At 56.3% G+C, this 3352-nt stretch carries 4 protein-coding genes, 3 tRNA genes and 1 rRNA gene; all 8 read left to right on the plus strand.

Annotated elements, in window-relative coordinates:
• Positions 1–78 (plus strand): 5S ribosomal RNA (gene rrf / locus MF6396_RS29680); the annotation flags it as partial.
• Between the two features lie 167 nt (positions 79–245).
• Complete coding sequence (gene birA / locus MF6396_RS27840) at positions 246–1205, plus strand: bifunctional biotin--[acetyl-CoA-carboxylase] ligase/biotin operon repressor BirA (protein ID WP_043861944.1); 960 nt, start codon at positions 246–248, stop codon at positions 1203–1205.
• Entirely contained in the window at positions 1195–1941 is a 747-nt protein-coding gene (locus MF6396_RS27845; RefSeq protein WP_078482012.1) for a pantothenate kinase, read from the plus strand. Before birA ends, MF6396_RS27845 begins: the two co-directional genes overlap by 11 nt.
• Before the next feature lie 7 nt (positions 1942–1948).
• On the plus strand, positions 1949–2371 hold the full coding sequence (locus MF6396_RS27850) for a hypothetical protein (RefSeq protein ID WP_043861942.1): 423 nt from the start codon (positions 1949–1951) through the stop codon (positions 2369–2371).
• A gap of 143 nt (positions 2372–2514) precedes the next feature.
• Positions 2515–2599: transfer RNA gene (locus MF6396_RS27855), tRNA-Tyr, on the plus strand.
• A 23-nt stretch (positions 2600–2622) separates the two neighbouring features.
• Positions 2623–2696 (plus strand) — tRNA-Gly (locus tag MF6396_RS27860).
• 26 nt (positions 2697–2722) lie between these two features.
• Positions 2723–2798: transfer RNA gene (locus MF6396_RS27865), tRNA-Thr, on the plus strand.
• A gap of 85 nt (positions 2799–2883) precedes the next feature.
• Positions 2884–3352, plus strand: a 469-nt coding sequence (locus tag MF6396_RS27870) for a GTP-binding protein (RefSeq protein WP_153046148.1), incomplete at its 3' end; no start/stop codon positions are given.

The following is a 3352-nucleotide window of genomic DNA, read 5'->3' on the forward strand; positions in this document are numbered from 1 at the left end:
CCCGAACTCAGTAGTGAAACGATGCATCGCCGATGGTAGTGTGGGGTTTCCCCATGTGAGAGTAGGTCATCGTCAAGATTAAATTCCGAAACCCCTATCTGCATCTGCAGGTAGGGGTTTTGTCTTTGTGGGCCGAAAAAGCTGCGATCACGCAGCTATTTCTCCGTAAGGACGCGTCCTACAACAGGTATGCAATCCTTCAGCGCATAGCTATCATGCGTGCCTCATTGTGAGTCGAGATTGGCATGCTGAAGTTGTTGAAACTCCTCAAGGATGGTCGATTCCATTCCGGCGAGGCCTTGGGTGCTGCCCTGGGCATCAGCCGCAGCGCCGTGTGGAAGCAATTGCAGCATCTCGAGGCTGAATTGAGTCTGCCGGTGTACAAGGTGCGAGGGCGGGGCTACAGGCTGGCTGCGCCTTTGTCGCTGTTGGACGTCAGCGCCATCGAGAGTGCCGGTACAGGCCGGCTCTGGCCAATGCACATCCATGAAGAGATTGACTCGACAAATGCCGAAGCGTTGCGCGCGATCAGTGCCGGTCGCCAGGCACCCTTTCTGGTTCTGGCTGAGCATCAGAGCGCAGGGCGCGGTCGCCGTGGCAGAAACTGGTCAAGCCCCTTTGCGCAGAATCTCTATTACAGCCTGGTGCTGCGTATCGACGGTGGCATGCGGCAACTGGAAGGCCTGAGCCTTGTGGTGGGTTTGGCGGTCATGCGTACCCTTCAGTCCGTCGGAGTGAATGCTGCGGGCTTGAAGTGGCCAAATGATGTGCTGGCCAACGGTCGCAAGATCGCAGGTATTCTTCTTGAGCTTGTGGGGGATCCCGCTGATGTCTGTCATGTGGTGCTGGGTATTGGTGTGAACGTGAATATGCAGACCAACAGCGAGGTCGATCAGGCATGGACATCCGTCCGGCTCGAAACAGGGCAGCAGGTTGATCGCAACCAGCTGGTTGCGCTGCTCAATGAGAATCTGCAGGTTTACCTGGAGCGACATCGTCAGTCGGGTTTTACCGACTTGCAGGCGGAGTGGGAGCAAGGGCACCTGTGGCAGGGGTGTGCAGTATCGTTGATAGCCGGCGTCACCAGGGTCGACGGCGTTGTGCTCGGTATCGATCGTCAGGGCGCGCTGCGTCTTCAGGTCGAAGGTGTTGAGAAGAGCTTTAGTGGTGGTGAGCTCAGTTTGAGGTTACGCGATGATTCTTGAGCTCGATTGCGGTAACAGTTTTATCAAGTGGCGGGTTATCCGCACCGACGCATCGGTTGTTGGCGGCGGCATCGTCGATACCAACCAGGCGCTGATCGAGGCTGTTGAGGCGCTTGCGGGCGATACCCCGGCCCGTTGCCGCCTGGTCAGTGTGCGTACAGAAGAAGAGACCGATCATCTTGGTGATGCCCTGGTGAAGGCGTTCGGGCTGTCGATAGTGCGCGCGCGCTCGGCAACTGCATTGGCCGGGGTTACCAATGGCTATGACGATTACGAGCGTCTTGGGCTCGATCGGTGGCTGGCTTTGCTCGGCGGGTACCATCTGGCCGAAAGGGCATGCGTGGTCATCGATCTGGGGACTGCTGTCACATCGGATTTCGTATCGGCGCAGGGGGAACACCTGGGAGGTTTCATCTGCCCTGGGATGCCATTGATGCGCAATCAATTGCGTACCCATACCCGGCGTATCCGCTATGACGACGAGTCCGCCGAGCGTGCATTGTCGAGTCTGCAGCCTGGGCGCTCTACCGTCGAGGCGGTAGAGCGCGGCTGTACGCTCATGCTGCATGGATTTGTGTTGACTCAGCTCGAGCAGGCGCGCTCATTGTGGGGTGAGGATTTTACCCTGTTCATTACCGGTGGCGACGCAGGCCTGTTGCACCAGGTGGTACCGCAAGCCCGAATCGTTCCCGACCTGGTGTTCGTAGGCCTGGCGATGGCCTGTCCGCTGGAGTGAGGTGTGTATGCGCTGGTTGTTTCTGTTATTGCTGGTCCTCAATGTCGTCTACTACGTCTGGCACCAGCAGGAGGCACCGTTGAGGGCGAAAGAGGTGACATCGCTGTCGCTCTACAAGGGAAGTCAGCAGGGTATTCGTCTACTCAGCGAGTCTCGCGAGGCGCCATCGCAGAAGGACGATGAGTGTCTCTACCTTGGGGCATTGGCTAGCCCCGAGCTACTGAATAGCCTTCGTCAGCGTCTGATCAGCCTGGATATCCGGGCGCGCAAGGTAGTGGGGAGGCTGCCCGACAGTCAGGGGTGGTGGCTGCAGATAGCGCCTGAAAGCCGTCGCTTGCTGGACGCAACGGTGCTCGCCGGACTTTCCCATGATTTCAAAGACTTAAAAGATAAAATAATGTTGTGCGAAGGCGTTGCAACTATCGAATAGTTTGCATAGAATGGCGCCCGCTCCACAGCGATGACCACTAGGTGGTAACGCAGTGAAGCAGTTGTCAAAGTAGCTAACCTCAAGATTTTAATGAGAAAAAGCTTGACAGCAGGACGGCAAGAGTAGAAAATGCCGGCCACATTGGAGGGGTTCCCGAGCGGCCAAAGGGATCAGACTGTAAATCTGACGTCTACGACTTCGAAGGTTCGAATCCTTCTCCCTCCACCAGTTTAGCGAGAGCTGCAAGCTCCGCGGGTATAGTTTAGTGGTAGAACCTCAGCCTTCCAAGCTGATGATGCGGGTTCGATTCCCGCTACCCGCTCCAGGTTTGCTGTTGTTGCACAGTGTTACGCTCTTGTAGCTCAGTTGGTAGAGCACACCCTTGGTAAGGGTGAGGTCAGCGGTTCAAATCCGCTCAAGAGCTCCATATGACAAGGCAGATATGAAAATATCTGCCTTTGTTTTAATGGTCGGTTTGATCTGCTTATTACTTCTACCGGGGGACAGTCTCGATGGCTAAGGAAAAGTTCGAACGTAACAAGCCGCACGTGAACGTCGGCACCATTGGTCACGTTGACCATGGTAAGACGACGTTGACCGCCGCGCTGACTCGCGTTTGCTCCGAGGTTTTCGGTTCTGCCAAGGTTGACTTCGACAAGATCGACAGCGCCCCGGAAGAAAAAGCACGTGGCATCACCATCAATACTGCGCACGTCGAGTATGACTCGAACATTCGTCACTATGCGCACGTTGACTGCCCGGGTCACGCCGACTATGTAAAAAACATGATTACCGGTGCTGCTCAGATGGATGGCGCTATCCTGGTTTGCTCGGCAGCTGATGGTCCGATGCCGCAAACCCGTGAGCACATCCTGCTGTCCCGTCAGGTTGGCGTTCCGTACATCGTGGTCTTCCTGAACAAGGCTGACCTGGTAGACGACGCTGAGCTGCTGGAGCTGGTCGAGATGGAAGTTCGCGACC

This window comes from Pseudomonas sp. MF6396 (assembly GCF_002018915.1).
Classification (GTDB): Bacteria; Pseudomonadota; Gammaproteobacteria; order Pseudomonadales; family Pseudomonadaceae; genus Aquipseudomonas; species Aquipseudomonas palmensis.